This is a genomic window from Frondihabitans sucicola (assembly GCF_030296615.1).
GTDB lineage: Bacteria > Actinomycetota > Actinomycetes > Actinomycetales > Microbacteriaceae > Frondihabitans > Frondihabitans sucicola.
On record NZ_AP027732.1, the window covers coordinates 1,718,919 to 1,741,823 of the forward strand.

Here is a 22,905-nt window from a genome sequence, read left to right on the forward strand (position 1 = left end):
CACCATGTCCGATCTCAACGTCGTGGCCGTCATCACCGCCAAACCCGGTCGGGAGGACGCCGTCCGCTCGGCTCTCCGCGAGCTGGTCGGGCCGACGCTCGCCGAAGACGGCTGCCTGAGCTACGAGCTCTTCGAGTCGCAGGCGGAATCCTCCGTCTTCGTCACGATCGAGAAGTGGCGCTCGCAGGCCGACCTCGACGAGCACGTGAAGTCACCGCACCTCGCGGCCGCCATGACGGCTGCCGGAGACGCGCTCGCCGCAGCGCCCGCCATTCACCCGCTGGCGCCCGTGGCCTGACGCAGACCGGCGGCCCAGCCGCGATCTGGCAGACTATGTGACGCGCGAAAGCGCGGTCCGCCTTGGTGTAATGGCAGCACGACAGCCTTTGGAGCTGTTAGGTCTAGGTTCGAGTCCTGGAGGCGGAGCTTCGAACGGCCAGGCAGCCTGCGGCACTGTCGGCACGGGGCACCGGGGTGGTGGTGACCCCGACGCACGTCCCCCTAAGCGAGTTCGCTCTCGACGACAGACCGCTGCGCCGCAAGCCCCGCCCACTCGTCGTCGTTCTCGCCGTCGTAGACGAGGGCGAAAGGGCCGTCGTAGCCGGCTTCGAGGACGGTCGAGATGCTCCTGCGGTAGTCCGTTTCGTCCATCACGGCGCCGTGCCAGTGGGCTTTCGCGTGGCACGTCTCGGCGAAGCGGGTGATTCGGGCGAGTTCGGCGTACTTGTCGGCGCCGGTCCAGTTGCCGAGATCGATGAGGAGTCCGACGGCGTCGTCCAACGGCTCGAGGATGCGGATGACGTCGTCGGCGGTGCTGGTGACGTCGAACCAGTTCTCGGTGACGACGCGGATCTCCGGGTTCTGGGCCGCGAGACGAGCGAGCGCAGCAGTGCTCGACGCGTGGGCGTCAGGCGTTCGTGTCTTGCCGGCGATGACACGCACTCGTTCCGCGCCCAGCGCGACGGCGTCTCGAACCTGGGCGGCCACCCAGAGCTCGTCGGCCGCTCCCGTCCCGGGATGGGTCAGGTTGTCGGCGTCGACGAGGAAGGTGTCGAGGCGGACGGCGCTCTCCGAGAGGGCGTCCCGCAGGTCGTGCAGATAGCCGGGGTCGCGTCGGGGCAGGTGGAAGTGGCAGAACTGGACGACGGAGATGTCGTGGGCGCGAAGGGCGGCCGGGAGATTCACCAGCGCCAGGGAGTCCGCGGCCACGGCGTCGGGCGAGTCGGACCGGAACCGTCCCAGGGTGCGGTCGAGAGACCAATCGTGGACGGCAATGTCGTGGGTCACGTGTCTCTCCGCTTCTATCCGGCTGCCCTGCTCGGAATCCGGCTGAGCGCCGCCCTGACGGGCCGCGCGACGTGAGCGCCGGACAGTCCAACCAGGCTAGCGGACGGACCTGCCGCGAACAGCTTGCCGGCGTTCGCGTTCCTCACCGGTTCGACCCCGCGAATCTTGGGAGTCGACGACCTGCGAATCCCACCGATCAGTCTCCCGGGCGCCCGTGCATCTGCACGATCAGCGCTTCGATCTTCGTGACCGCCCGGCGGGCCTGGACGAGGGAGAGGATGGCGACGGCGATGAAGAACGCGGTGACGATCCACGGGATGAAACCGGTGGGATCCTGCGTGATCAGCCAGATGCCGAGCAGGGTGAAGAGGCCGAAAACGATCGGGTTGACCCAGTGTGCCCGTTCATTCTGCTTCCGACGCGCCTCCAGCGCGGGAAGCCAGATGGACGGTTCGGCATCCTCGGGAACAGCGCCTGTCTTCAGCGCGGTCGTGATCTGGACGGAGGTTCTCCTGCCGCCGTCGCGGCGCCTCTGCCTGGCGACGAGTGCGGTCATGATCCCACCGAAGATCCCGGCACCAACCACGCGGATGAGTGCGCTGACCAGGTTCAACTTCGACGTCCCGTCGAGGAGGGCGAAACCGTAGGTGCCGAGGAAGTAGAACCCGGTGAACCAGGCGAACAGCACGCCGAGAGGAGCGCCCTGCAGGTAGGCGCGAAACGCTTTCATGTCCGGCCGCCGGATCAGCGGTTGCGGGTGAAGAAGCGTTGGTCGCCGGTGCCGAACAGGATCATGTCGGCCGGCGACGTGCGACGCAGTGGTCGGCCGGTGGTCGCGGTGGCATTCGATGGGGCAGAGCTGCGCACGGGAATCTCCTCGGGTAAGCGTGCCGGGAAGATTCGGGCTTCGTCGGCCTGCTCACAACAGAGAGCACGGAAGAGCCCTCGGACCCCGGCTACTTCTCGATGAGGACCGACGTGCCGAGCGGCAGCTGGTCGAGAGCGGTGATCGAGGGGCCGTCGAGGCGGACGCACCCGTGCGAGATGTTGCCGGAGTGGACGGCCTCGTAGTGGATGCCGATGAGACCGCCGTCGTGCCCGGTGTAGGGCTCGTCGGCCGCGGTCGAGTGGAGCGATGTGAGTCCGATGGGGTAGACCGTCTGGTTCTGAGCAGGATCCAGGTACCTGGCCTCCATGTAGCCGATCACGCCGGTGGGCGTCGAGGTTCCTGAGGCGCCGACTCCCGCGGCGAAGGTCGAGACGGCCTTGCCCTTGTCGTCGACGATCGACACGGTCTGAGCACCGACCGACACGACGATGTGGCGGGTGAGCGTCTGCACCTGCGACAGGAGAGACGTGCGGATCCACGCGGCCGACTGCGCCGGTGCCGAGGGGTCCTTCGAGGGCAGGGTCTGCCGGCTCGGTGTCATGACGAGGGTCCAGTCGCCGTCCGTGCGGAGCGGGACGATGACGCTCGGCTGGCCGAGGAAGTTCTTGGCGGCGAATCGTGCGACGGGTTTCGATCGGTCGTCGCCGTAGAGCGGGGCGTCCGTCGCTATCTTGTCCACGGCCGTCGCCGGGTGGAGGTCCGAGCCCGCGGCTACGGCCACGAGGCCGGGGATCACGGCGTTGTACTTGGCCTCGGGCAGCGCTGCGATCGTGGCTGCCGCCGGTGCCGAGTAGGGCGTCGGGGTCGGTGTGGGAGTGGCCGGGGCCGAGTGGGTGGCTGCTGCTCGAGGGGTGGGGGAGTGATGGTTCAGCGTGAGCACCGCACCACCCGCGACGGCGACCACGACGACGGCGGACGCGACGGTGATGACGAGGCGGCGGGTGACTTTCACAGGGCGGACCGTTCAGAGAACAGGACGGACCGGCTCCCGCGAGGGAGCCGGTCCGTCCGTGCTGGATGGAGCAGGATCAGCCACTCACCACGGGCAGCGTGCCCACGGGCCCGGCCGGGGTCGTCGTGACCGGATCGGCGACGACCACGAAGGTGCCCGTCGCGACGCGAGCGCTGCGCACGCCGGTGACGGTGACCGTGTAGGTGCCCGTGCCGGACGTCGTCGGGAGCAGGACCGCGCCGATGAAGCTTCCGGTGACCTGGTCGGCGTAGAAGTGCGCCGCGGCCTTCGGAAGAGCGATGGTGGCGCCGCTCGGGTCCTTGACCGCGATGGAGACTTCCTCGTCGGGGCTGAAGCCGGTCGCCGCGAAGGCGACGCCCTTCGTGGTCGCGGACGTGAGGGTCGACGACTTCGGGTCGGTGGTCAGCGTGACCGGGATGAGAGGAGCCGGTGCGGACGGGAACACGAAGTTCACGCCGGTGGCCGAGGTGCCGGGAACGATTGCACCGTTCTGGGTCTCGGTGACGATGGCGGTGCCATCGGTCTGGCCGGGCTCGAGAAGGCTGAAGTCCGTCGGCGTGGACCAGGTGCCGGCGGCCGTGACCGTGGTCGTGGCGGCGACGAGGTTCTGGCCGGAACGGGCTCCGTAGACGATGGTGATCGTGGCTCCGGCGAGGCCGGTGCCGGTGAAGGTCGGCTTCGTGGAGGCGACCGGTGTCGTCGAGTTGCTCACCGGCGAGGTGATGGCGAACGGCTGGGCGGGCTTCGGAGCGACGGCCAGCGTGAACGTGGTCGTGCCGGCGGTGACGTCGGCGTCGACCGCATCGGTGTCGACGTTCTTGGCCGCGACGATCGCGGTCACCGTGGTCTGCCCCACGCTGAGCTGGTCGAACGTCTCGGCTCCGGACCAGGCGCCGCCGCCGTCGTCGGTGCTGCCGCCGAACGTGGCGTTGTGCACGCCTCCGGTGAGGTCGGTGTAGCTCACCGACGCGTAGTCGCCCGTGGGGACGTTGGTGCCGGCGAAGGCGACGACGTTGGGAGCGACCTGCGCCACACCCGTCGCTCCGGTCGCGGGCGTCGTGACGGTGACGACGGGCAGCGGTGCGGCATTCGCGACCCCGACGCCGATCAGGGCGGGGGCTACGGCGACGACGGCGGCGATGCCGAAGACGGCGAGTCGCGAACGGCGAGCAGGATGCCCGCGTCCCTCCTCGGTCGTCGTCGATCGGAAGAGGGCATGAGGCGTCATTGGATCTCCTGAGTCAGGAAGAGTCGGAGATCCTGGCGAGAACTCCCAAGATGCTTTCTAACACGCCGCGGTCCGATCGCGAAGAGAAATCTTGCAGCGCATGACGTTTTGCGGCTACTGCAGAATGGGGGCTATCTCTGAACGGGCTGCTCACCTAGGGTCGCACTCAGCGCGACTCTTCGCGCGGCGAGGGAATTCAGTTCTGGGTCTGACCCCTCTCACGGCCCAACGACTGGAGCAACCTTCAATGTTCGAAGACAAGTTCATCACCAGCGCCATCGCGAGAAGTGCCGAGAAAGGCGTCGACCGCCGCAAACTTCTCGGAATGGTCGGTCTCGCCGGAGCCGGCGTCGCTGCCGCCTCCTCGCGGCCGCCGCTCCCGCCATGGCGGCTACGGCATCACCTCCGAGCGACGCGTCGATCCTGAACTTCGCTCTCAACCTCGAATACCTCGAAGCGGAGTTCTACCTCCGCGCCGTCACGGGCGTCGGCCTTCCCGCCAACATGGTGGGCGGCGTCGGAACCGTCGGTGGTGTGACGGGCGGCAAGAAGGTCACCTTCGCCACGCCGAGCATCCAGAAGTACGCGGTGGAGATCGCCGCCGACGAGAAAGCCCACGTCGCATTCCTGCGCACCGCACTCGGCAGCGCAGCCGTCTCGCGTCCGGCCATCTCCCTCGACGCCAGCTTCACAGCGGCCGCGACCGCTGCCGGTCTCATCAAGCCGGGTCAGACTTTCGACGCGTTCGCCGACGAGACCAGCTTCCTCTTCGCGGCGTTCATCTTCGAAGACGTCGGGGTCACGGCCTACAAGGGCGCTGCAGGGCTCATCGCCAACAAGACCTACCTGGATGCGGCCGCCGGACTCCTGTCGGTCGAGGCGTATCACGCGGGCATCGTGCGCACGACGCTCTATGCCAAGGGTGTCGACACCTCGAGCATCTACGCCAGCATCCAGAAGATCTCGGACGCCCGCGACAGCCTCGACGGGTCCACCGATCTCGACCAGGGCATCGGCACCGCGTCCGTGGCGAACCTCGTGCCGACGAACGCCAGCGGCCTCACCTACAGCCGCACCCCCGGCCAGGTCCTGAACATCGCCTACCTGAACCCCGGCGCCGTCGCCAAGGGCGGGTTCTACCCGAACGGTGTGAACGGCTCCATCAACACCAGCGCCTGACCGCGGGCGCGTGGCGGCGACACGGGCTCGAAGGAGACCGTGTCGCCGCTTCGGCGTGCCGTCACCGCCTGGTGCGCGCGGCGTGCGCGCCGTTCACGGGAGCACACGCGGCGCGCGACATTCGGAATCTCAGACGGGATCGGCCTGCAGGACGTCCCGGAGCACTTCGGCGAGACCGCGCGGATCCTCCTGGTGGAGGTCGTGGCCCCCGCCGGGGATGACCCGGACGTCCCAGCCCTGCTGCCGGAGGGCCGCCGCGAAGGCAGGTGGCGTCGCGATGCTGGGATCGGCGAGCACGATGGTGGACGGCACGCTCGGGGGCTCGCCGGGAACGGCTTCGCGGCGGCGGATTTCACGACGTCTCGCACCGACGAGGTGTCCCACTTGGCCCACATCGCGCGGATCCGCGCCATCATGTCCGGCGGCGAGCCCTTCGGGGGCATGCCGAAGCGGTGCAGGATCACGTCGGGGAGCTTCGGCTGGATCGGACCGAGCAACCGGAGCAGCAGCAGCTCCCTGCGCTCGAAACTGAAGGCGGGGTCGATCCCGATGAACCGCTTCGGCTTCAGCTGGGCGGATGCCCACGCACCGGTGAGTCCTCCGAGGGACTGCCCGATGAGCAGATCGAGTCCCTGGGGGAGCGTGTCCACCAGGTCGCCGACGAACTCGTCGATCCGATAGCTGTCGGCCCGGGGGCTGTCGCCGTGGCCGCGCAGATCCACCACCGTGAGCGTCAGGTCGTGCTCGAGCAGGTAGGGGATGAACTCGCGCCAGGCGTCGCCGCTCATCGACGCGCCGTGCACGAGGGCTGCCGTCCGCGATCCGGAACCGACGGTGCGCGTGGTGAGCTTCATCGGACCGCCTCCTTCGGGATCGACTCCGGCGCGCCGATTCGCCCGGCGTTGGCGACGATGTCCGCCACGATCTCGCGGAAGAGGGCAGCGGGGACCTCGTGCCCCATTCCCGGGAAGACTCGGAGCGAGGATCCTGCGATCCGATCGTGGAGATCCTGAGACGCCGCCGGATCGATGAGCTGGTCGCTGTCTCCCACGAGGATCGCGGTGGGTGCGGTGATCGTCCGGACGAGATCGCCCCGCTCTCGCGAGTGCAGGACCGCGTCGGTCTGACGCTGCAGGCCGGACTGGCGGGGGTCTCGGTCGAAGGCATGACCGCCGAGTTCGCGGAGCCACGCGATGTCCTGCGGGTAGTCGCGCGATCGGCACAGGTACTCGTTCGAGAGGTACGCCTCGATGAACGCTGCGCGGTCGGTCGGAATGACGACCGCCTCGGATCGTTCGATGGCTCGGCTCAGAATGAAGCTCGGCGACGCGCTCGTGTACAGCAGGTCGAGCGTCAGGATCTTCTCCGGGTGGCCCGCTGCGAGTTCCTGAGCGATCATGCCGCCCATGGACTGGCCGACGATGTGGGCGGCGGGGATGCCGAGGGCGTCCAGGAGTCCGGCCGTGTCGTCGGCCATGTCGGTGAGGGTGTAGTCGACACCCTCGAATTTCTGGGATTCGCCGGCGTCGCGGTTGTCGAAGCGGACGACGTGGAATCCGGCCTCGGCGAGCTGGCGGCAGAACTCCGGCGTCCACCCGATCATCTGTGCGCCGAGCCCCTGGATGAGGAGCAGGGGTGGGCGGGTGGCATCGCCGATCGACTCGTAGAACAGGTCCGTACCGCTGGTGGTCGTGATGAGGGGCATGGGTGTTGCCTTTCCTGGTGGGTTTCAGCGGACCTTGCGGATGAAGAAGACGACGACGCCGGAGATGAGGGCGCAGATCGCACCGAACACGTAGAGCGCGGCGTATCCGCCTGCGAAGGTGATGAGGAGTCCGGCGACCGCACCGGAGAGGATGGTCGGGAGTCCGGTCGCCACGTTGAGGATGCCGAGGTCGCGGCCTTCGCTCAGCTTGTCGGGCAGTACCAGTGACATCAGCGCCAGGTCGACGGCGAAGTAGGTGCCGATGAAGATCCCGGCGAACAGGGCGAAGACGAGGATGCCCGTCCAGGTCGGGCTGATGATCGGGATGAACATCGTGACGGCGAGGCCGACCGCCGCGATCCCGACGAACAGCTTGCGACGCTGGAGCTTGTCGGAGAGCCAGCCGCCGAAGGTCGCGATCGCGACCCAGCCGATGACCAGGACGACGTCGACGATCGTGACCGCTCCGGTCACGGAGTGCCCCGGAAGGTTCTCGGTGCCGATGTAGTCGCTCAGCGTGAAATAGAGGAAGCCGGTGGCCGTCGCGTACGACAGTGAGAGGAAGAAGCGGCTGATGAATGCGAGGCGGAAATCGTGGTCGGCGAACGCGTGCAGGAAGTGGCCCACGGACGCGATCCAGGTGCCGCTCTCTCGTTTCGGCTGCGGTGGGAGATCGACGCTCGATTCCTCGCGGATCCCGAACACGAGCAGCAGCGCCGTCACGGCGACCACCAGCGCGATGATCACGTAGCCCCAGAACGGGCCCGCTGCGCCGGCGACGGCGACGCCGACGAGCAGGCCGATGGGTGTCGCCAGGCCGATGATGGAAGCCGCCAGGCCTCGTCGCGCCTCGGGCACCCGGTCGGGTAGCAGCGCTGTCACCGCGCCCTGGTACATGTTCGAGGTGAGCCAGAGCGCCGTGTAGAGCACGGCGAGCAGGACGAGGTTGCCGGAGTAGCCCATCGCGATCATGAGCACGCTGGAGACGACGCCGGTACCGAGGATCCACGGGGTGCGGCGACCGAATCGAGAGCGCGTGCGGTCGGACAGCGCCCCGCCGAGCGGGATGCCGATCATCGAGGTGATGGCGACGAACGTGGTCATGAGGGCGAGGACGCCGACCTTGTGCGCCGGGTCGAGCTGTGCGACCTGACTGGGGATGAGGATCTGCTGGATCCCCTGGAAGAGGGCGATCAGTCCCAGGGTGGCCGGGAAGATGAAGGTGAGGAGTCGCCCGACACTCGGCGGCTTCTCCGACGCGACCGCCTCTTCGACGGTGGTGACGATCAGTGGATCAGGATTTGTCATGGTTCCTCCGTTGGAACCTCGGGCCGGAGCATCACCGGGCACTGGCCGCGCCGTCGTCGCTCTGCAAGCCTAGAGTGGTCACTAACTCGTATTAGATTGTCTGAACATAGGCCCGGTCGAGGTCGAACGCAAGAGCGTGGAAGGATTTGCTCATGAAGCGAGCCACCAGTGTCGACGTCGCACGAGAGGCCGGCGTCTCGCAGACGACGGTGAGCTTCGTGCTGAACGGCCGCTCCGACATGGGCATCTCGGAGTCGACCCGCTCGCAGGTCCTGAGTGTCGCCAAGCGTCTCGGCTACGTTCCGTCGGCGAGCGCCCGCTCGCTCAAGCGGGGGCGAAGCAACATCGTGCTCTGCGCCCTCCCCACGCTGCCCGTGGCGCGGGCCCTCGAAGAGCTGAAAGAAGATCTCAGCCTGCAGTTGGGCGAGGCGGGCTACGCCTGCGTGTTCGTGTACAGCGGCGCCGTGACCACACCGCTCGCCGACCTTCTGCAGTTCCTTCAGCCCGATGCCGTCCTCGCCGTCGGAGACCTGACCGAGGCGGATCGACAGGCTCTGGGCCTGTCTGCCGTTCCGTTCATCGACGGGATCCTGAGCCCGAGGGGCCCGGAGGCGACCGCGTTCCGGCAGGAGGCGATCGGCGATCTCCAGGTCACCAGGCTCGTCGCATCGGGGCGTGATCGCATCGGGTACGCGGGCCTCTCCGATCCCGTGGAGGAGCGCTTCTACCTCCCGCGTCTCGACGGAGCCCGCAAGGCGTGCGAACGCCTCGGCATCGCCCCGCCCGTCGTGGCGACGCTCGAGTACACGCGCGAGAGCGCGCAGTCCGCGCTCGCCGTGTGGACGGCCGGCGACACCCGGGTCAACGGAATCGCGGCCTTCAACGATCTCGCCGCCCTGGCCATCCTCGCTGCCTGTCGTGTCGCGGGCGTGCGGGTGCCCGGCGACGTGGCCCTGATCGGCGTGGACGATCTCGAACTCGCGGCCCTCACCTCGCCGGCCCTGTCGACCATTCGGATCGACGTCGCCGCCGCGACAGCGACGATCGTCGCGGCGACCCTCGACCTCCTCGGCGCCTCGAGCGCACCTCCCGAGCAGCCCCCGTCGACCATTCGATTCGTGCAGCGCGAGAGCTCCTGACCACCCGATCGAACGCGACCGCGAGCCTCGTCAGGTCGACGCGCGAACGACGACGACCGGCGCCGGCGTGCCGACGACGACGTCGCTCGGCGTCCCGCCGGCCAAAAGCGTGCGGACGGCCGTGGCCCCGAGTTCGCGGAGAGGCAGCGCGACGGTCGTGAGAGTCGGGGCGAGGTAGTCGGCGAACCACGCGTCGTGGATGGCGGCCACCGCGAGGTCGTCCGGCACTTTCACCGCCAGGGAGGTGGCTTCGGACAGGGCGCCGAGGCCGATCAGGGTGTTGCCGGCGATGACGGCTGTCGGCGGACGGGACTGCGCCAGGGCCTCGTGGACGCCCGCAGCACCCGTGGCCGCGGTCCAGTCGCCGTAGAACACGAAGGCGTCGTCATCGACGCCGGCTTCGTCGAGCGCCGCGCGGAACCCCGCGAGGCGCAGGTGGGACGTGGACGAGTCGCGGGGACCCGAGAGGAATCCGATCCTGCGGTGCCCTCGCACCAGGAGGTGCTCGGTCAGAAGCCGCGCGGCACCGACCTCGTCGGCGTAGACGCCGCTGACGTCCACCGCGGAATCGTGCATGGGTGCGTTGAAGACCACGGTGGGCACATGGGCTGCCACGTCGCCGATCCGCTTGTCGAAGTCGGAGTGTCCGGCCTGGATCAGGATGCCGTCGACGCGCCGTGCCTCGACCAGGGCTCGGAACGTCGCCGGATTCGTCATGAGTTCGTCGGCGTCGCCGAGCAGCAGGAAGTAGCCGTTCTTCTCCGCCTCGGCTCGTGCCCCCGCGAGGACCTCGACGTAGATCGGGCTGCTCAGGTCGTGCACCACCAATCCCAGCAGGCCGGTCCGGCTCTCACGCAGCTGGCGCGCAGCGGCGTTGGCGACGTACCCGAGAGCGGCGGCGGCGTCGACGATCCGCTTCTTCGTCTCGGGCGCGGCACGGGCGCTCGTGTCGCCGTTCAGCACGCGCGACACCAGGGCCGGCGAGACCCGAGCAGCCGACGCGACATCGGCCAGGCGCGCCGAGCGCGGTGCCGGGTCTGCTGCCATGCCCCCTACTCTGCCAGCGAGGGGCCTCCTCCGTGACAGTGGCCGAACCGCGGGTCTCGGGCAGGAAGAACATTCCGACGGCCGCGAGCAGCATGAGCACGACGCAGTAGAGGGCCACCAGCCAGCTTGCTCCGCCTGCCGCCGCTGTCAGGGCGGTGGCGATGAGCGGAAGGGTCCCACCGACGACGGCCCCGGGGATCTCGCGCGAGAACGTGACACCCGTGTAACGGAGCCGGACATCGAACAACTCGGACATGAACCCCGATTGCGCCGCCAGCATGGCGTCGTTGCAGAAGGTGAAGATCATGACCAGCGCGACCCAGATCAGGATGGGCGTGCCGGTATCGAGCAGGAAGAAGAACGGATAGGCCAGGATCACGGCGCCGATCGCCCCGGCGAGGAAGACCGGCCGGCGACCGTACCGGTCGGAGAGCCAGCCTGCGGTGGGGATGGTGACGAACTTGAGGGCGTTGCCGATGATGATGCCGGTCAATCCGATCCACGCCGGTGCGTGAACGGAGGTGGCGAGATAGGTGAGGGCGTAGACCGAGGGCAGGTAGCTGGCCACGTTCGGACCGATGCTGGCGAGCATCGCGAAGGGCACCCGGGAGCGAGCGCTCCGGAAAAGCTCCGTGAACGGCACGCGGGGGATCCGCTCCGCCTTCTGCGCGCGCACGAACTCCGGGCTCTCCGTGACCCTGAGCCGGATCACGACTCCGGCGATTCCGACGAAGATGCTGATCAGAAACGGGATGCGCCATCCCCAGACGAGGAATTGCGACCCCGTGCTCCCGGTGACGACGGCGAAGACGATCGTCGCGAGGAGCGAGCCCGCCGCGTTGCCGACGGCGGGGATGCTGGCGTTGAGACCCCGCGCTTTGTTGCGCGCGTGCTCGGCCGCGAGCAGGGTCGCCCCGGCGTATTCGCCGCCAGCACCGAACCCTTGGAACACTCGCAGCACGATCAGGAGCACGGGAGCGGCGATCCCGATCGTCGCGTAGCCGGGCAGACAGCCGATCAGCGTTGATGAGATCGCCATCAGGATCAGCGTCAGGAACAGCATCCGCCGTCGGCCGAACCGGTCGCCGAGATTGCCGATGATCACCCCGCCGATCGGTCGAGCGAAGAAGCCGACGGCGAACGTGGCGAACGACGCGAGCGTCGCGGACACGGCGTTGCCCGTGGGAAAGAACACGGTCGGGAGCACGAGGGCTGCGGCCGTGGAGTAGAGCGTGAAGTCGTACCATTCGAGAGCCGTTCCGACCGCCGAAGCGATCGTCGGCCGGGTGATGTGCAGCGCCATCGACTGCTATCCCTTCAATGCGAGGCGCACGGTGAGCGTTGCGCCGTTGGTGGTCCCGCCGGCGACCGTGCCGGCGAGTCGGAGGAAGCCTCCGAAGTGAGTGACGCGCACGAAGCCGGATGCCGGGCCTCTCAGCGTCAGGACCGATCCCTCGTCGAGCCACCGGATGCCGTCCGCGCTCAGTTGAACGCCCAGAGACACCTGCGCGCTCTCGTCGGTGCCGGTCTCCGCGGTGACGAAGAAGATCGCCTCATCGGCCCAGCCGCATTCGTACGGGAAGGTTTCGACGGTCTCGACGAACGGCTGCCGGAGATCGGTGACGGAGGTGTGGAACATCCTCATCGCGCGACCTCCTCGTCGGTCGCGTACGAGACGACGACCGAGTCCACGTAGAGGTCGACGCGGCGATCGCCGTCCGTCTCGACGAAGAAGACCGGATTCAGCAACCCCGAGATGTTGGCGTAGGGAGAGGCCAACGACGGGCCGGCACCGGGTGGGAAGGCGTACTCGCGTCCGTGCGCCGTGAAGGACACGTAGGTGCGGGATCGCAGGTCGAATTCGAGCGCGATCGGCATCCAGTTGATCTTGTCGTCGGTCTCGTTGTAGATGAGTCGTTGCTCCCGTCCATCGAACCAGGAGGTGGCGGACGTCGATCCGTCGGCGTCTCGAACGCCGAACCACTGCGGGTCGACGCCGGCCTGGTGCCAGGCACCCTCCCTGCCGTAGCTCCAGTCGACGTCGGTCGAATCCGTCTGCCGGTAGTACTGCCAGCGTCGGACCGGCTCGCCCGAGACAGCATTCACGAACCGAACGCCCGGCATGAAGCGGTGCTCGGAGTCCTGCAGATCGATGAACAGGCCGAACGCGCGCATGGCCTCGGAGCCGAGGCCCGGTCGATCCTGGACCGTGGAGTAGGCGATGACCGCCTCGATGCGGATGCGGGCCGCCTCGGCCGGACACGACAGCCTCTTGATGGCGAGGCTCATGGAGCCCGGCGCCGGCGGCTGATCGGGCGGCGCCGCGGGTGATCGCGTCGGCAGCCGGAGGGAATACGTGCCGGATGCCGAACCGTGCGTCCCGGCGAACGCGAACGTGGCCGAGCTGAGCATCACCGGGCCCCAGTGTTCGAGATCGATCTCGTGGGAGTGTGCGGCGAACTGGGCACCCACGAAATTGGGTCGGAGGTCCATCCACCCGTTCAGGCCGGCGTCGAAGTCGTCGGCGACGATGACGTTCGGAAGCGGCTGGAAGTAGCCGGGCAACCGGTCGAGCTGTGTGGGGAGCATCATTGGCCTCATTCACGCTGTGATAAATCGATTTACCACAGCATAGACAGGCATCGGCTCGCACGCAATCATCAGCCGGAGACCGAGCGTCGGCCGGTGTTCCGTTCCGTCTGAGCAGACAGCGACTCGCTCACTTCTCCTGATCGTTTGGGAAGGGAAGACAGAGTTGTCTTGAGGGGTCGGGCAGGGCTCCCGTAGGGTGTGCTCGTCACGGGGAGCCCGACCGGTATCCAGTCCATCGGTGAGTCCGGTACACATCGCCAGAGATCAGCTCGAGGCGGGGTATCCGTAGATGGGAACGGCGCATGCGCGCTCTTAGATCACCCCTCGCGAAAACGATCCTCAGCACCACGACGGTTCTGGCTGCCGTGATCGGCGTCACCCTCACCGGGACGTCGGCCCAGGCTGCGACTCCGTCCCTTCCACCCGCCAACGGGCAGTTCGACTACCAGATCGGCGGCGCCTACACGCCGGCGTCGAGCGTGTCGATCGTCGACCGGGACCGGTCGTCGAGCCCCGTGGTCGGCAAGTACAACATCTGCTACGTGAACGCCTTCCAGACGCAGCCCGAGGAGAAGTCGTTCTGGACGGGATCGCACTCCGATCTGTTGCTCAAGAACAGCGACGGCAGTTACGTCGAAGACCCCGACTGGAAAGGCGAGTATCTGCTGGACACGTCGACCGCCGCGAAGCGGACCAGTATCGCCGGCATCGTCGACGGCTGGATCGACGGCTGCCAGAGCAAGGGATACCAGGCCGTCGAACCGGACAACCTCGACTCGTGGACGCGCTCGAAGGGCAAGCTGACGAAGGCGAACGCCATCGCCTACGCCACCCTCCTCGCGACCCACGCGCACGCGGACGGGCTCGCGATCGCGCAGAAGAACACCACCGAGCTCGGCTCCGCCGGCAAGAACACCGTCAAGTTCGATTTCGCGATCGCCGAGGAATGCCAGTTCAACACCGAGTGCGACGCGTACACCGACGTCTACGGGAACAACGTGATCGAGATCGAGTACACCGACAACCGTCGCAGTGCCTACACGAACGCGTGCGCGGCGCAGGGGAAGACGATCTCCGTCATCTTGCGCGACCGCGACGTCGTTCCCAGCTCCGACCCGGCCTACCGCTACGAATACTGCTGAGCGCCGGCGCTCGACGGCACGCCTCCTCCGCGCGGGGAGGCGTGCCGTCGTCCAGGGCGATTCGGGGCGCGGCGACTCCCCGTCCGACAGATCGTCTCCAACTCGCGATCCGTGTGGCACACTGTTGATCACATTCAGGCAAGGAGGCATGATGTGGGGCCAATTCGCGCCGCGAAACGCGGCTGGAAGGCTTGACCTCTCCGTGACGATTCCGGAGGGCCGCCCGACGAACGTCCCCCGCTTTGCCATCGCTCCCACGGTGAGATCCCTCCCGCTCGACGCGTTTCCCCTTGCCCGGATCATCCGACGGTTCCCGCCCGACTCGTAGTCGCGGAACATTCGTTACCACAACCGATACAGCACCGAAACATTGGTCTGGTCAAATGGACTCGGCCGATGAAGACCTTTAGGAAAGGCATTGCGATGAGCATGAAAGACAAGCAGATCGAGCGACGCACCTTCTTTCGCGGCGCTGCAGTCGCCGCGATCATGATTCCGCTCAGCGGCACGCTGGCGTCATGTGCAACGAGCGGCGGCGGGGATAGCAGCACCGGTAAGAAGTCGAAGAACAACCCGTTCGGCGTCGCCGCCAATTCGACGACGGACGCTGTCATCTTCAAGGGTGGCTATGGCATCGCATACGCGCAGTTCGCCGGCAAGCAGGTCTCCAAGCTGCAAAAGGGTTCGACCGTCAAGGTCACCGCTCAGACCAACATCGCACAGACGCTGCAGCCTCGATTCGTCGCCGGTAACCCGCCGGACGTCATCGACAACTCGGGTGCCAACCTCATCGGTATCAACACCATCCGCGGGCAGCTCGAGGATCTCACCGACGTCATTAATGCTGACAACTACGAAGGCAAGAAGATCAGCGACACGCTCTACGCGGGTGTGACGAAGCCGGGAACATTCGACGGCAAGTTCGTGCAGTTGAACTATGTGCTGACGGTATATGCACTGTGGCATTCCGAAAGCCTGTTCAAACAGAACGGCTGGACCGTTCCCACGACGTGGGACGAGATGTACGAGCTCGGCACGAAGGCCAAGGCCGCCGGCAAGTACCTCTTCACCTGGGGCAAGGAAGCGGCGACCTACTACCAGACCCTGGCGATCAGCTCGGCGATCAAGGAGGGCGGCGACGAAGTGCGACTCGCCCTCGACAACCTCGAGGCCGGTTGCTGGTCGAAGGACGCCGTGCAGCAGGTCTTCACCGCCATGAAGAAGATCATCGACGCCGGCTACGTGAAGCCCGGCGGTGCCGGAACGCAGTTCACGGCAGCGCAGGCCCAGTGGTCGGACGACGAAGAGGCGATCCTCTACCCGTCCGGCAGCTGGATCGAGAACGAGATGAAGACCCAGACGAAGTCGGGCTTCACGATGACCGGAACGCCGGAGCCCACCGTCACGAAGAACTCGAAGTTCCCCGCCGCGGCCCTGCACTCGACGGCCGGTGAGGGTTACATCGTGCCGAGCCAGGGCAAGAACGTCGCGGGCGGCAAGGAGTTCCTGCGCGCGATGCTCTCGAAGGACGCGGCCGTGAACTTCGCGAAGTCGACCCTCTCGTCAACCATCGTGAAAGACACCATTCCCGAGGACGGCTTCGGCTCGACCGCGCTCGTCTCGCAGGTGAAGATGCTCGCCGACGCGGGCACGAACGTCTTCAGCTGGAACTTCGTCGACCTGTACGGCATGAACACCGACCAGCTCGTCGTCTGGAACACGTTCCTCTCCGGGGTTCCTCCGTCGCCCAGCTCACGAGCGCGCTGCAGACGATCACCGACAAGGTGCGCAACGACGACTCGGTGAAGAAGGTCAAGGTCAAGTGACGTCGACCGACACACCGGCGACCACTCGTAGCGGCGTCTCCGGCCCTCCCGTCCGGAGACGCCGCAAGAAGTTCTCGTTCGATCGCGTCAGCTTCTTCGTGGTGTTCCTCGGGATACCGGTGGTCGGCTACCTGATCTTCGTGATCTGGCCCTTCCTCCAGGCGTTCTACTACTCGCTGACAGACTGGTCGGGCTTCAGCCCGGACATGAACTTCATCGGCCTGAAGAACTACGTCAACCTCTTTCAAGACAGCATCTTCCTGAAGGCCGTGGGCAACAGCGTCACCCTTCTGATCGTGCTGCCGTTCGTCACCCTGGTGATCGCCATGGCGTTCGCGTCGATCATCGTCCTGGGTGGTCCGAGCAACGGACCGATCCGCGGTCTGAAGGCGTCGAGCCTGTACCGGGTCGTCTCCTTCTTCCCGTACGTGATTCCGGCCATCGTGATCGCGATCATCTGGTCGTTCGTCTACGATCCGAGTGCCGGTCTCCTGAACGGCATCCTGCAGTCGCTGGGCGGTAACTGGGCGAACTCGTTCGCCTGGCTGGGGAATCCGAGGACGGCCCTCGTCTCGGTCATCTTCGTCATCGTCTGGGGCCTCGTCGGCTTCTACATGGTGCTGTTCATCGCCTCCATCAAGGGTGTGCCCGCCGAGATCTACGAGGCGGCGCGCATCGACGGAGCCGGCCGCTTCCGAACGGCGATCTCGATCACGGTGCCCCTGATCCGCGACAACATCCAGACGGCGTACATCTACATGGGGATCCTGGCTCTCGACGCCTTCGTCTACATGGCCGGGCTCGAGGCCGGAGGCGGTCCGGGCAACTCGACGCTGGTCATCTCTCAGCGGCTGTTCACCACGGCCTTCACCAAGGGACAGTTCGGCTACGCGTCGGCGATGGGCGTGACGCTCGCTCTCATCACCCTTCTGTTCGCGGCGGTCGTCTTCGCCGTGAACCGACTCACCGGCGGAACGAACGAGGTTTCCGAATGACGACCACCCAGTCCGAAGCCACCCCGGCGGTCGTCGCCGATCGAGCGAGCACGCGTACCCAGCGTCGGTCGCGCCGCGGCGACCGCACCGTGGGAACGATCTCGCACGTCGTCCTGGTCATCTGGACGATCCTCATCGTCGTCCCGCTCCTGTGGACCCTGATGTCGTCGTTCAAGACCAGCAAGGAGATCTTCGCTTCTCCCTTCTCCTTGCCGACACGGTTCAACTTCGACAACTACGTCAGCGCCTGGACGACGGCCGGTATCGGTAGCTACTTCGTCAACACGCTCATCGTCGTCTTCGGAGCGCTCATCCTCACGATGCTCTTCGGGGCGATGTGCTCGTACGTTCTGGCGCGCTTCGAGTTCCGCGGAAACCGGGCGATCTACTACCTGATGCTGGCCGGCCTCACCTTCCCGGTGTTCCTGGCGATCGTGCCGCTGTTCTTCGTGCTGAAGAACCTGGGGATCCTGAACACCCTGCCCGGGCTGATCGTGACCTACGCCGCGTTCGCGCTGCCGTTCACGGTGTTCTTCCTCTTCGCGTTCTTCAAGACCCTGTCGAAGTCGATGGCCGAAGCGGCCTCGATCGACGGCGCGGGGGAGTGGCGCACGTTCTTCCAGATCATGCTGCCGCAGGCCCGTCCGGGGCTGGCGACCGTGACGATCCTGAACTTCGTCGGGCTGTGGAACCAGTTCCTCCTGCCGGTGGCCCTCAACTCCGACCCCAAGAACTGGGTGCTGACCCAGGGCATGGCGGCGTTCTCGTCGCAGGCCGGATACTCGGTGAACTTCGGTGCGCTCTTCGCGGCCTCGATCCTCGTGATCCTGCCCGTGCTCGTCGTGTACCTGATCTTCCAACGTCAGCTGCAGGGCTCCGTGTCGATCGGCACCAACAAGTAACTCGGCGGCACCGGCGTGGAGAGATCGACACTCAGCCGTGCAGGTCGAAGTCGCGGAGAGCGTCGCGAAGGTGCCCGTTGTTCGCTTCGAGCAGCTTCGCGGCGTCGCCCGGCGACAGCCTCGTCTTGAGGGCGAGCACGGCACCTTTGACCGAGCCGCCGGCAGCCTCGAGCGCGTCGGCGGCGGCGTGCGGGTCGGCTCCGGTGACCGCGGAGACGGTCCGTCGTGAACGGGCGACGAGCTTCTCGTTCGTGGCCTGCAGGTCGATCATGACGTTTCCGTAGGTCTTGCCCAAGCGCACCATCGTGAGCGTCGAGAGCATGTTCAGCACGAGCTTCTGTGCGGTCGCCGCCCCCAGGCGCGTCGATCCGGCGATGAATTCAGGACCGGTGACGACCTCGATGGCGACGTCGGCCAGCGCGGCGATGCGCGAGGGGCTGTTGCACGCGACCGAGACGACAAGGGCGCCGGAGCGCTTCGCCTCGCCGAGCGCGCCCAGCACGTAGGGGTCCGCCCCGAGGCGGCGAGCCCGACGACGGAGTCGAGCGCGCCGATCCCGATGTCTCTGAGGTCGGTTCCCCCTGCTCGGAATCGTCCTCGGCTCCCTCGACCGCGGAGCGGAGCGCCACGTCGCCTCCCGCGATGAGGCCGACGACGAGCCCCGGATCGGTGCCGAACGTCGGGGGGCACTCGCTGGCGTCGAGCACCCCCAACCGGCCGGAGGTGCCCGCGCCCACGTAGACGAGGCGCCCGCCGCGACTCATGCGCTCGCTGATGGCGTCGACGGCGCGGGCGATCTCCGGAAGGGCGCCCTCGACGGCGTCGACCGCGACGCGGTTGTGCGCGTACATCGACGAGACCAGCTCGGGGGTCGGAAGCAGATCGAGGTTCTCGAGCTCTTCGTCGATGACCTCGGTGGTGAGCGAACCGAGTTCCGCGGACAGGGCGTCGACGGACGGAAGCTCTGCGGCCGATCGTTCGCGGTTCGGATCGGACGGTTCAGCGGGGGAATGCGGATCGGACACGGGTCACCTGTTTCTCGTGGGGGAGTCGGGGTCGGCTGCCGATGAGCACGGCGCCGTCGAGCGCATCCCCGCGGGGCGTCGTCGACCGGAGGTTGCGCTCGGCGAGAGCAGTGGCGAGGGCTGCGGCGAATCCGGCGTGGCCGGTGAGCCCGCCGAGAACCGCCACGGGCGAGTCGCCGTCGGGTGCGGCGGCGCGAGCGGTCACGGCGAGTGCGGCCGCGGCGGCGTCGCGGATCGCGAGGGCGATCGCGTCACCGGCCTCGGCGGCGTCCAAGACGGCGGGGGCGAACGAGGCGAGGACGCGTTCGGGTGTCGGCGAGCTGCCGATCCGCGTGGGGAGATCGGCCAGCGGCCCCAGCTCGGCGATGGCGGCTTGCACCAGCGAGGTGGTGCCCCCACGTCCGTCGGCAGCCCGGAGCGCCGCGGACAGCCCCCGTTGCCCGATCCAACGACCGGACCCGTCGTCGCCGAGCCAGATGCCCACCCCGTCGGTGCGGCGCAGTCGCCCCCGGCGATCGATTCCGCAGGCGACGGCGCCCGTCCCCGCCACCAGCACCGTTCCGGGTTCGCCGTCGAGGGCGCCGGCGTGCGCCGTGACGACGTCGCTCGTGACCGCGAGATCGACGCGCGTGGCGTCGCCGAGGTGCCGGGCGATCTCTGCCGCCGCGTCGGGGGCGGTCAGGGCTCCGGCCGCGCCCACCGAGATGATCTGCACGTCGGCGCGCAGATCGTCCGGCTGCTTCGCCAGCGTCGCGAGCACGGTCTCGACGGCTCGGGCCGGGCCCCTCGCTCGGCGAGCCCGCTGGCGCCGTCGCCCTCGGTCACCGAGGTGCCGATGCGGACCCGGCAGTGCGTCTTGCCCAGGTCGACCGCAGCGACGACGTCCTGGAGATCGGACCTCGCGGAGGACGAAGTCACCTCACGCTCCTCGCGTCGCATCGATGCCTCTCATCTCACGACCGTAACGGCGTCCGCGGCCTCAGGCCAGCGCACCCATCGGATCCCAGGCGGGCAGGATCCGAGGTTCCGACGTGAGTGCCGCCCGGAGCGACTCGGGGAGGGCGGACTTCTTCACGACGACCTCGAAGACGTACTCGGCGAACCAGGAGTCGTCCATCGTGTAGAAGCCCTGGTCGCCGTTCGCGTCACCCCAGCTGTTCTCGACTCGCCACCGACGCGCCTCTCCGTCGTCGAGGTCCACGCCCGTGAGGAGCATGGCGTGGGTCATGGCCGAGTCGCCCGACAGGACGCGCTCCTCTTTGGTCATGCCGAGGTCGAGGCCGTACACGCCGTCGTAGTCGAACAGGTCGGCCGCCCAGCGTCCTTCCTTACGCAGCACCTGCTTGCCGACGTCGCAGCCGAACCAGACGGGCTCGCCGTTTCGGATGCTGGCGGCGGCCAACTCCTTCATGGTCTGGATCGGTGCGTTCACGTAGCGGACCTCGCTGCCGCCACGGACGTTGCCGAGGCCTGCGACAGTCAGAGCCTCTCCCTTGGGGTGGTCGCGACGAGGGTCGTCGACGAGGCACACGTAGTCCTGGAGATCGAGGGTGACGTACCTGTCGAAGAACTCCTGCGGGGTCGTGACGCCGTCCCGGTGGAAGGTCTTCGCGTCGTCGGTCCACTGCCACTCGAAGCTGGTGGGCGGAGTCCCGAGGTGGACCGTGAGGATTCGGTGGACGCCCTGGAGAGCGCTCCGCTTCGCCTCCTCGAGCGTGGCCTCGTCGGCCCCGTCCGCCGCCAGCCCACGCAGCGAGAGGGCCGACTTGCGCAGGTGCACCCGCAACTGCGTGTTCAGCTTGGCGGTGTTCGACGACGACTCCGTCTCGGGCATCGCCTCCTGCGGAACGACTCCGTGCTTCTCGAAGATGCTGACAGCCATGTCCCACTGGCCGCCGTCTCCGAGCGGTTCGCTGAGGAGGAACGTGAGCAGGCGGGATCCTGCCTCGTCCTGGCTGGTGTCGAGGATGTCACCCAGCCAGAAGTTGGCCCTCTCGAGCTTGTCCCAGTACATGGCGTAGTTCTGGCTGAACTCGAAGTCTTTGAGGCCCAGCTCTTTCTTCGTTCCGACGCGGAGAAGATTGAGGGCGGCGAACAGCCAGCAGCGGCCGCTCTTCATCTGATTGGTCACTTTCCAATCGTCGAGCCGGTGCGACACCGTCGAGGGGATGCCGACGAACCGGTCGCGTCGCAGAGCGATGTCGTCGAGGGTCGTCCGCGTGACGGCGTTCTGCATCCTGACCGCGTTCGCATCGGCCAGGAAGTCGCTGCGGAACTCGTCGAGCGTCTCTGCCGTGAGGACGTCGGCGGAGGCGCGGGCTGCGTCGGGCTTCGGCCCGGTCGCCGAGGTGGATCCGGTCGCGGGTGTCGCTTCGGTGATGCTCATGATCGACCTTTCGTGTCACTTCTTCGCTGCCGCGAACGCGGCATCGGCAAGGGCGCTGCGGAGAGCGGTGAGGCCGTCCTCCGAGCGGTGGGGGTGGACGTGGTTGGTGAGGAGCGCGACGGTGACGCCGGAGGTGCGGTCGGTCTGCAGCGATGTCCCCGTGAAGCCGGTGTGGCCGCGCGATCGGGACGCCGCGCGGCCCATCCACGCGGTCTGACCGATGCGCAGCCCCAGACTGGCACCGAATTCGCCCGCTGCGGCCGGCCCGGCCCCGATGAGGGCGGGAAGCTGGTCGTTCCACAGGTCGGCCGCCGTGATGGGGGTGCCGCCCGCGCGGATGATCTCCCCCAGGCCAGCAGATCGCTCGAACTCGCGAAGAGCCCCGCGTTCGCGCAGGCGCCGCCGAGCGACCAGGCGGCTTCGTCGTGGACGATGCCGCGCACGACGCCGCGGCCGAACTCGGGCTGGTATTCGGTGGCGGCGCTCCGGTCGACCTCGGGTGTGAAGCCGGTGTCGGCGAGGCCCAGCGGGGCGAGCGTGAACTCGTCGACGAGGTCGGACCAGGGGCGTCCGGTCGCGGTCTCGGCGAGTGCCATCGCCGTGTTGTAGCCGGTGCAGGAGTACTCGAATCGCACGCCGGGCGCTGCCGTGAGAGGCGTGCGGAGGAGGTCGTCGAGGAGGGCTCCGCGGTCGGTGAGAGGAGTGCTGCGGAAAAGGGTGGGGGTCGCGGGGACCGCGCGCCGCGCGCCGAGGAGCTCTGCCAGGGCCGGACGCCAGCCCTGCCAGGTCGACGGGAGCCCCGCCGTGTGGGTCAGGAGGTGCCTGAGGGTCACCTCGCGTCGCACGGGCTCGCGGTAGGTGGGAAGCCGGTCGGCGATCGGCCGGTCGAGGTCCAGGACGCCGACGCGGACCAGCGCCAGAAGCGTGTGAGCCGAATAGGTCTTCGTGATCGACGCGAGATCGAACAGGGTCGCCTCGGTGACGGGCTGTCTCGCGTCGACGCTCACCTCGTCACCGCTGTCGTCGATTCGCGCGAGGACGCCGACGGCGACGGAGGCGACCTCGTCGCCCTCGATCGCCACGCGACAGGTCGCACCCGAATACGTGTCGGCGGTCAGCGCCGCGGTCATGAGTTCTCTGACCCCGGCAGCGAGATCGCGCGAGCGGTCTGCCATTCACTCTCCTGGTTCCACGGTCACAACGACGTTAGTCCTGATCCGTCGGAGGCGGGTGAGCGGCCAGGATCACGGCGAGTGGCACACCGAGGGACGCTGCGCTGAAT

Annotated in this window: 25 protein-coding genes and 1 tRNA gene; 9 read left to right on the plus strand and 17 right to left on the minus strand. The window is 67.5% G+C overall.

The genetic code is table 11. The features are described from left to right. The first annotated feature begins 4 nt into the window (after positions 1 to 4). Both QUE79_RS08900 and QUE79_RS08905 read left to right on the plus strand, forming a co-directional pair. Complete coding sequence (locus tag QUE79_RS08900) at positions 5 to 298, plus strand: putative quinol monooxygenase (protein WP_286346347.1); 294 nt, start codon at positions 5 to 7, stop codon at positions 296 to 298. A gap of 56 nt (positions 299 to 354) precedes the next feature. Next, positions 355 to 426, plus strand: a tRNA-Gln gene (locus tag QUE79_RS08905). Positions 427 to 501: 75 nt separating this feature from the next. Here the strand turns inward: QUE79_RS08905 and QUE79_RS08910 are convergent. The 5 genes from QUE79_RS08910 to QUE79_RS08930 form a co-directional block, all read right to left on the minus strand. Further along, positions 502 to 1,287 (minus strand): sugar phosphate isomerase/epimerase family protein, encoded by a 786-nt coding sequence (locus QUE79_RS08910; RefSeq protein ID WP_286346348.1) that lies wholly within the window; start codon positions 1,285 to 1,287, stop codon positions 502 to 504. 196 nt (positions 1,288 to 1,483) lie between these two features. Continuing rightward, a complete protein-coding gene (locus tag QUE79_RS08915; protein WP_286346349.1) occupies positions 1,484 to 2,017 on the minus strand; it encodes a hypothetical protein in 534 nt (177 codons plus the stop codon). Between the two features lie 14 nt (positions 2,018 to 2,031). Continuing rightward, entirely contained in the window at positions 2,032 to 2,154 is a 123-nt protein-coding gene (locus QUE79_RS08920; RefSeq protein ID WP_286346350.1) for a hypothetical protein, read from the minus strand. 89 nt (positions 2,155 to 2,243) lie between these two features. Then, positions 2,244 to 3,128, minus strand: coding sequence for a L,D-transpeptidase (locus QUE79_RS08925; RefSeq protein WP_286346351.1), 885 nt, complete (start codon positions 3,126 to 3,128; stop codon positions 2,244 to 2,246). Between the two features lie 76 nt (positions 3,129 to 3,204). Further along, positions 3,205 to 4,377: a hypothetical protein gene (locus tag QUE79_RS08930; protein ID WP_286346352.1), complete on the minus strand. Its 1,173-nt coding sequence runs from the start codon at positions 4,375 to 4,377 to the stop codon at positions 3,205 to 3,207. A gap of 247 nt (positions 4,378 to 4,624) precedes the next feature. On the opposite strand from QUE79_RS08930, the gene QUE79_RS08935 reads away from it, so the two are divergent. Both QUE79_RS08935 and QUE79_RS08940 read left to right on the plus strand, forming a co-directional pair. Continuing rightward, positions 4,625 to 4,804, plus strand: coding sequence for a twin-arginine translocation signal domain-containing protein (locus QUE79_RS08935; protein ID WP_286346353.1), 180 nt, complete (start codon positions 4,625 to 4,627; stop codon positions 4,802 to 4,804). Further along, on the plus strand, positions 4,762 to 5,556 hold the full coding sequence (locus tag QUE79_RS08940; protein WP_286346354.1) for a ferritin-like domain-containing protein: 795 nt from the start codon (positions 4,762 to 4,764) through the stop codon (positions 5,554 to 5,556). Before QUE79_RS08935 ends, QUE79_RS08940 begins: the two co-directional genes overlap by 43 nt. Here QUE79_RS08940 and QUE79_RS08945 read toward each other — a convergent pair. Genes QUE79_RS08945 through QUE79_RS08955 form a run of 3 tightly spaced genes read right to left on the minus strand, consistent with a single transcriptional unit; the run spans position 5,514 to position 8,569 of the window. Next, positions 5,514 to 6,410: an alpha/beta fold hydrolase gene (locus QUE79_RS08945; RefSeq protein WP_286346355.1), complete on the minus strand. Its 897-nt coding sequence runs from the start codon at positions 6,408 to 6,410 to the stop codon at positions 5,514 to 5,516. The two genes, QUE79_RS08940 and QUE79_RS08945, sit on opposite strands and share 43 nt — an antisense overlap. Continuing rightward, the gene (locus tag QUE79_RS08950; protein ID WP_286346356.1) at positions 6,407 to 7,261 is read right to left on the minus strand and encodes an alpha/beta fold hydrolase; all 855 of its coding nucleotides are present in this window, start codon (positions 7,259 to 7,261) and stop codon (positions 6,407 to 6,409) included. Before QUE79_RS08950 ends, QUE79_RS08945 begins: the two co-directional genes overlap by 4 nt. Positions 7,262 to 7,285: 24 nt before the next feature. Continuing rightward, positions 7,286 to 8,569 (minus strand): MFS transporter, encoded by a 1,284-nt coding sequence (locus QUE79_RS08955; protein WP_286346357.1) that lies wholly within the window; start codon positions 8,567 to 8,569, stop codon positions 7,286 to 7,288. Between the two features lie 152 nt (positions 8,570 to 8,721). Here QUE79_RS08955 and QUE79_RS08960 point away from each other — a divergent pair, with 152 nt between their 5' ends. Then, on the plus strand, positions 8,722 to 9,708 hold the full coding sequence (locus QUE79_RS08960) for a LacI family DNA-binding transcriptional regulator (RefSeq protein ID WP_286346358.1): 987 nt from the start codon (positions 8,722 to 8,724) through the stop codon (positions 9,706 to 9,708). A gap of 30 nt (positions 9,709 to 9,738) precedes the next feature. On the opposite strand, the gene QUE79_RS08965 is transcribed toward QUE79_RS08960, so the two are convergent. From QUE79_RS08965 to QUE79_RS08980, 4 genes are read right to left on the minus strand one after another with little or no spacing between them, the layout of a single operon-like run. After that, entirely contained in the window at positions 9,739 to 10,671 is a 933-nt protein-coding gene (locus QUE79_RS08965; protein WP_286346359.1) for a LacI family DNA-binding transcriptional regulator, read from the minus strand. Further along, the gene (locus QUE79_RS08970) at positions 10,559 to 12,058 is read right to left on the minus strand and encodes an MFS transporter (protein WP_286346360.1); all 1,500 of its coding nucleotides are present in this window, start codon (positions 12,056 to 12,058) and stop codon (positions 10,559 to 10,561) included. The genes QUE79_RS08965 and QUE79_RS08970 overlap by 113 nt, the downstream gene beginning before the upstream one ends. 6 nt (positions 12,059 to 12,064) lie before the next feature. Continuing rightward, on the minus strand, positions 12,065 to 12,394 hold the full coding sequence (locus QUE79_RS08975; protein WP_286346361.1) for a hypothetical protein: 330 nt from the start codon (positions 12,392 to 12,394) through the stop codon (positions 12,065 to 12,067). A 2-nt stretch (positions 12,395 to 12,396) separates the two neighbouring features. Then, the gene (locus QUE79_RS08980) at positions 12,397 to 13,347 is read right to left on the minus strand and encodes a DUF6772 family protein (protein ID WP_286346362.1); all 951 of its coding nucleotides are present in this window, start codon (positions 13,345 to 13,347) and stop codon (positions 12,397 to 12,399) included. A 302-nt stretch (positions 13,348 to 13,649) separates the two neighbouring features. On the opposite strand from QUE79_RS08980, the gene QUE79_RS08985 reads away from it, so the two are divergent. The 4 genes from QUE79_RS08985 to QUE79_RS09000 all read left to right on the plus strand — a co-directional run bounded on the left by QUE79_RS08985 (position 13,650) and on the right by QUE79_RS09000 (position 18,212). After that, positions 13,650 to 14,489, plus strand: coding sequence for an endo alpha-1,4 polygalactosaminidase (locus QUE79_RS08985; protein WP_286346363.1), 840 nt, complete (start codon positions 13,650 to 13,652; stop codon positions 14,487 to 14,489). Between the two features lie 423 nt (positions 14,490 to 14,912). Further along, complete coding sequence (gene ngcE, locus QUE79_RS08990; protein ID WP_286346364.1) at positions 14,913 to 16,295, plus strand: N-acetylglucosamine/diacetylchitobiose ABC transporter substrate-binding protein; 1,383 nt, start codon at positions 14,913 to 14,915, stop codon at positions 16,293 to 16,295. A 16-nt stretch (positions 16,296 to 16,311) separates the two neighbouring features. Next, on the plus strand, positions 16,312 to 17,310 hold the full coding sequence (locus tag QUE79_RS08995) for a carbohydrate ABC transporter permease (protein ID WP_286346365.1): 999 nt from the start codon (positions 16,312 to 16,314) through the stop codon (positions 17,308 to 17,310). Further along, positions 17,307 to 18,212: a carbohydrate ABC transporter permease gene (locus tag QUE79_RS09000; RefSeq protein WP_286346366.1), complete on the plus strand. Its 906-nt coding sequence runs from the start codon at positions 17,307 to 17,309 to the stop codon at positions 18,210 to 18,212. The genes QUE79_RS08995 and QUE79_RS09000 overlap by 4 nt, the downstream gene beginning before the upstream one ends. A 31-nt stretch (positions 18,213 to 18,243) precedes the next feature. On the opposite strand, the gene QUE79_RS09005 is transcribed toward QUE79_RS09000, so the two are convergent. The 5 genes from QUE79_RS09005 to QUE79_RS09020 all read right to left on the minus strand — a co-directional run bounded on the left by QUE79_RS09005 (position 18,244) and on the right by QUE79_RS09020 (position 22,798). Further along, positions 18,244 to 18,711: an N-acetylmuramic acid 6-phosphate etherase gene (locus QUE79_RS09005; RefSeq protein ID WP_434011050.1), complete on the minus strand. Its 468-nt coding sequence runs from the start codon at positions 18,709 to 18,711 to the stop codon at positions 18,244 to 18,246. Further along, positions 18,593 to 19,063, minus strand: a complete 471-nt coding sequence (locus QUE79_RS26145) for a hypothetical protein (protein WP_434011051.1) — start codon at positions 19,061 to 19,063, stop codon at positions 18,593 to 18,595. The genes QUE79_RS09005 and QUE79_RS26145 overlap by 119 nt, the downstream gene beginning before the upstream one ends. A gap of 148 nt (positions 19,064 to 19,211) precedes the next feature. Next, on the minus strand, positions 19,212 to 20,087 hold the full coding sequence (locus QUE79_RS09010; protein WP_286346679.1) for an N-acetylglucosamine kinase: 876 nt from the start codon (positions 20,085 to 20,087) through the stop codon (positions 19,212 to 19,214). Between the two features lie 129 nt (positions 20,088 to 20,216). Further along, on the minus strand, positions 20,217 to 21,623 hold the full coding sequence (locus tag QUE79_RS09015; protein WP_286346368.1) for a C1 family peptidase: 1,407 nt from the start codon (positions 21,621 to 21,623) through the stop codon (positions 20,217 to 20,219). Then, a complete protein-coding gene (locus QUE79_RS09020; RefSeq protein WP_286346369.1) occupies positions 21,620 to 22,798 on the minus strand; it encodes a serine hydrolase domain-containing protein in 1,179 nt (392 codons plus the stop codon). Before QUE79_RS09020 ends, QUE79_RS09015 begins: the two co-directional genes overlap by 4 nt. Positions 22,799 to 22,905: the final 107 nt, after the last annotated feature.